This window comes from Halomonas sp. HMF6819 (assembly GCF_044335525.1).
Lineage (GTDB): Bacteria > Pseudomonadota > Gammaproteobacteria > Pseudomonadales > Halomonadaceae > Vreelandella.
The window spans coordinates 1-4873 of record NZ_JBIQVY010000012.1 but is presented as its reverse complement, the minus strand read 5'-3'; the positions used below and the strand labels follow the sequence as shown (position 1 = coordinate 4873).

The 4873-nt window shown below is 54.6% G+C and carries 6 protein-coding genes; 1 reads left to right on the top strand and 5 read right to left on the bottom strand.

Annotated features, from left to right (window positions below; genetic code table 11):
• The 5 genes from ACGLWX_RS18180 to ACGLWX_RS18160 form a co-directional block, all read right to left on the bottom strand.
• Window positions 1–444, bottom strand: a 444-nt coding sequence (locus ACGLWX_RS18180) for a MaoC family dehydratase N-terminal domain-containing protein (RefSeq protein ID WP_396241862.1), incomplete at its 3' end; no start/stop codon positions are given.
• Window positions 445–526: 82 nt separating this feature from the next.
• Window positions 527–1453, bottom strand: a complete 927-nt coding sequence (locus ACGLWX_RS18175; RefSeq protein WP_396241860.1) for an SMP-30/gluconolactonase/LRE family protein — start codon at window positions 1451–1453, stop codon at window positions 527–529.
• Window positions 1454–1518: 65 nt separating this feature from the next.
• Entirely contained in the window at window positions 1519–2415 is an 897-nt protein-coding gene (locus ACGLWX_RS18170) for an NAD(P)-dependent oxidoreductase (RefSeq protein WP_396241858.1), read from the bottom strand.
• Between the two features lie 15 nt (window positions 2416–2430).
• Window positions 2431–3174 (bottom strand): SDR family NAD(P)-dependent oxidoreductase, encoded by a 744-nt coding sequence (locus ACGLWX_RS18165; protein ID WP_396241856.1) that lies wholly within the window; start codon window positions 3172–3174, stop codon window positions 2431–2433.
• A 34-nt stretch (window positions 3175–3208) separates the two neighbouring features.
• Entirely contained in the window at window positions 3209–4063 is an 855-nt protein-coding gene (locus tag ACGLWX_RS18160) for a MaoC family dehydratase N-terminal domain-containing protein (protein WP_396241854.1), read from the bottom strand.
• 381 nt (window positions 4064–4444) lie between these two features.
• Here ACGLWX_RS18160 and ACGLWX_RS18155 point away from each other — a divergent pair.
• A partial coding sequence (locus ACGLWX_RS18155; protein WP_396241852.1) for a MaoC family dehydratase N-terminal domain-containing protein occupies window positions 4445–4873 on the top strand: 429 nt, incomplete at its 3' end.

Here is a 4873-nt window from a genome sequence, read left to right as displayed (position 1 = left end):
TACCAGACGACCCGAGAACTTGCTCTGCTTTTCGGTGACCCCGACCACCCGCTCCACGGCGGAGAGGCGATCGCCCGGGCGAACGTGACGGAACAGCTCCCAGTCGTTACCGGCATAGAAGCCATGAACGCCCGGCAGGCCCCAGCGCGTCCGACCCAGCCAGCCGTAGGCCATCGGGAACATCGGGTGGCCCAGCTGGGTGGCATGGCGGGTGCCGTGGCCGTAACCGATATCGCGATACAGCGGGTTCAGGTCACCGATGCCGTTGCACCAATTGCGCAGGGTGTCGGAGGTGGCGTCCTGCAGGTAGGGGCCTTCGGGGCGAAGCTGCAAGCCAATCATGGCCTTGGCATTGGCGATCGCCTCGTCGGTGATGAGGCCCTCGGCCGGGGCGGATCCCACGTTCTGTTTGGTCGCTTCGTTGGACACTGTTTCATTGGACATTGTTATCTCCTTTTAATGCATAATGCATTTTATATTTATGCGCGTCAATTTACTCATTGTGCTGCTGGTAAAATCAATCGGGTTAAAAGTTGAGTTTCAAACCAGGGCGCGGCCAAGGGACTTCGAGCAACTGGCCATAGCCTGAAAGAGTGATATAGGCAGTTTTCATATCGGCGCCGCCGAAGCAGATATTGGTGCAATATCCTTCGGGCGCCTCGTGAAACTCCAAAAGCTCTCCGTCGGGAGAAAATACGCTGATGCCACCCTCGACCAGCGTCGCGACACAAATATTGCCGCACTCTTCCACTGCGAGAGAATCAAACCGCTGATAACCTGGAAGTCCATGCATTAGCCCACCGCCATTAGGAGATGGCCACGGCTTGATCGCCAGTTCCCCCTGCCCCGTAATGGGGTAGGCCCATAGCCGGCTACTTTCTGTCTCCGAGGCATAAAGCGTTTTTCCATCTGGAGACAACCCTACCCCGTTGGGTGTCAGCAGATGTTTGGCGGCGCGCGTTATCGAACTACCATCGGCACGCGCGTAATAGAGAAAGCCCAGCATGAGGCGGTCATCGAACTTCTTGCCGAAATCGGTAAACCAAAACCCGCCATCACGATCAAAAACGATATCATTGGGGCCATGAAGCGGTACGCCATCGCAGTGTGTGTAAAGCGTCTCGATATGCCCGGTTTCAAGATTGACTCGCTGTATCGCGCCGCCATCATAGTTCTCGGCAGCGCCGGTAGGACGAGTGTAATCGTCATCGGTTCTCCAACTAAAACCGCCATTGTTGCAAACATAGCAATAGCCGTCTGGACCGATAGCCGCGCCGTTAGGGCCGGCACCAACCTCTGCAACGGTCTGCAGCTCACCGCTGGGCAGTACGCGGGTCAAGCGGCCTCCCTGAATTTCAACCACTAGAACGCTGCCATCGGGCATGGCAATCGGGCCTTCCGGAAAAGCCAGTTCAGACGTTAGAACCTTACCCTTCAAAGTTGAACGTTGCATGGTCTGCTCCTCTTGATCGAGGTGGACGACTCGCCCACCACGACTGGTGTCATGCTTGTCGACATTCACTTCAGGCTAATATTGCGATCGATCACTTCTATGACCGCAGGATAATAACGCCCGCTCCAGCCATTATCGGCGGTCGCTCTGTAGTAGCGCTCTGCCAACTCGGTTACGTGAGGAGCAACACCCACCTGTGATGCCAGCTCGAGCATATAGCCAAGATCCTTGACGACGTATTCAGGTGGAAAGGATCTCTCTGGAAATTGCCTGGGCAACATCGATTTTTGGCCATGGTTACGCAAGGCAAAGCTATCGCCGGAGCCTTTCGATACCGCATCAAGCAGCACTTCAGGTCGAACGCCGGCGCGCTCGGAAACCACCATCATTTCAGCCAGCGCCATGGTGTTCTCGAACACCAAAGCATTGTTGGCCAGTTTAACGACTTGGCCACAACCGCTTTCACCACAATGGGTTACATCGGACCCCATATAGCGCAGAAATGGTTCGATCGTTTGATAAAGTTCGTTTGAAGCGCCCACCATGATACTTAGCTCGCCACGCTGAGCAGCTTCTCTCGTACGCGCCACGGGGGCATCCGCAAAGTGGATACCCCGCTCTTCAAGGCTCGTCGCCACAGATCTGGATAGATCGACGGCCGTGGTGCTTAGATCCACAATAATGGACGGGTGGCGCTCGCCGCTGGCCAACCCCTCTCCTCCCAGGCAGACTTCTTTGACCTGGGGGCCTCCCGGCAGTGAAAGAAAAACGATATCGGCGGCGGCGGCAACGTCAGCGATGCTGTTTGCTTTTTGAGCCTTGGTGCCTTCCAGTAACTCGAATGCTTTAGCCTGCATATCGAAGGCGATAACCGCTCCGTCATGCTTGAGTGCAATATTTCTGCACATGGGCCCGCCCATTACACCGAGACCAATAAGACCTATCGTGGGTATGGTTGTCATTGTTAGTTTCCTACCTTAATCCATCCACATGCCACCACTGATATCCAGTGATGTGCCGGTAATCCAATTCGAAGCAGGCGAGCACAAAAACAGTGCGCCCTGGGCAATATCTTCTGGTGTCCCGTAGCGGCCAAGCGGTACGGTGGAATTCGCTGAAGGGCCGGCATTATCCGTCAGGCTAGCCCACATGGCAGTTTCAACCGGGCCTGGTGCCAGGATGTTAGCGTAAACACCATGAGGCGCTCCGGCTTTGGCTATCCAGCGCATCATCCCGTGAACCGCTGATTTGGCCGCTACGTAGGCTGGACCTGACGCAACGCCACCATTTTTTGCGGCAATCGAACCGGTTGCCAGCATTTTTCCAAAGCCCTGTTCCATCATGATAGGAAACAGCTTTCTGGTGGGATTGACCACCCCCCGCACGTTTACGGCGAAGATCGAGTCCCACTCGTCATCGGTGCTGTCTGCCAGGGAAGTACGCGCGATGGTGCCTGCACACAGCACCAAAATATCGATGCGGCCATAATCACTGATCACACCATCGATCACCCTGTCGGTATCAGCCCGCGAAGTAACGTCGTAACGGCGATAGTCGATGCCATCGCCCAGGTTTTCGTTTTCAGTAATATCGGTGGCGATAACGCGGGCGCCCGCTTGTTTAAACACCTCTGCGGTGGCTTTGCCTATACCGCCAGCCCCACCGGTGATCAATGCGACTTGGCCGTTTAGATTTGATGAACCGCTTAAATGTTGACTCATTACTAAGCTCTTCTTGTTGTATTCCAAAATGAGACTACTCGAAACGAGCAGTAGCAGACATTGCCAACTCGCCCTGCGGGCCACGCGCCCAGACTTCCAGTGTATCGCCGTCGCCCCGGCGCCCTTCCAACTTAAACGGCCGATTGACGATCAAGGGAGCGACGCCCCGAAAGTCGAACTGCTTGAGCTGCCTGCCTTCAGCATGATCAATTGCAAATTGCTGCAATAGCGTCGCGGTCAGAGGGCCGTGGACGACCAGATCCGGATATCCTTCTTCATTTTGCGCATAGGATTGATCGTAATGGATCCTGTGACCATTGAACGTTAAAGCAGAATAACGAAACAAAAGCGTTGAATCCGCTACAAACGCTTGGCTCCACTGTGGCTCGATTTCATGAGGCTTCGGTGTCGGCGCAGGTGCGCCAGGTGGGGTGGCGTCTCGATAAACGATATCCTGTTCTTCAACGACGCAAACTGTCTCTCCATGGGAAAGAGTATGCTCGACGGTTACAAAGCAAAGCGAGCCCCTGCTGCCTTCCTTGTTTTGAACTTTTAAAATACGGCTATGACGAACTGCCTCGGCGCCTACCGGGATGTTTGCAAGGTAACTGATGCGGCTACCCGCCCACATCCGGCGCGGCAGAGCGACAGGGGGAAGAAACCCACCCCGAGCAGGATGTCCGTCCTCACCCAACCCGCTTCGACGAACGCTGGGATTGAAGAAGAGCCACTGCCAACCACAAGGCAGAGCTTCACCGCTTTGCGGCGCAGAATCGAGATCAAGAGCTGCCGCCATGGCTTGCACGACAGGCTCAGCGATCATGGCTTCCCGCTTTTCTTCGCGACCAACCCAATCCTGGTAGTCGTCGACCAGTGTGGAATGCGTCATTTTTTGCCTCTTTTTATAGTTGTAGCTTTTTATAGTGATGATTTTTAAAGCGATTAGCTTTGTTAGGGATCCTATCCAGCCTACCGCCCGATGTATCATGCATTATTTAACCGAATATTTGTTTCCCTGACGCTAATTGTCAAGACTTTTATTTGCATGGAATAAGAAAAATTTTAATTTAAAATATCGTCAAAGCAGCAATGTGGAAATTATAAGCAATTATTAAAAAAGGAAAATATAGTTTTATTCATCCCTTTTTATGCCCCGTATTGCTGATGATCACTTCTCACATATGAGTATTGACGCTGCTTCTAAAAATAATGCATTATCCATTTCGATAGCGTAGCGTAGTGTATAACCAACAAGAAGATGGAGACGAGCATGTCCAACGAAGCGACCAAACAGAACGTGGGATCCGCCCCGGCCGAGGGCCTCATCACCGACGAGGCGATCGCCAATGCCAAGGCCATGATTGGCCTGCAGCTGCGCCCCGAAGGCCCCTACCTGCAGGACGCCACCTCCGACACCCTGCGCAACTGGTGCAACGGCATCGGTGACCTGAACCCGCTGTATCGCGATATCGGTTACGGCCACGGCACCCGCCATGCCACCCAGCTGGGCCACCCGATGTTCCCGATGGCCTACGGCTGGCTGGGCCGCACGCGCTGGGGCCTGCCGGGCGTTCACGGCTTCTATGCCGGTAACGACTGGGAGCTGTTCCGTCACGTTCGCCCGGGCGATCGCCTCTCCGCCGTGGAGCGGGTGGTCGGGGTCACCGAAAAGCAGAGCAAGTTCTCGGGTCGTCTGGTG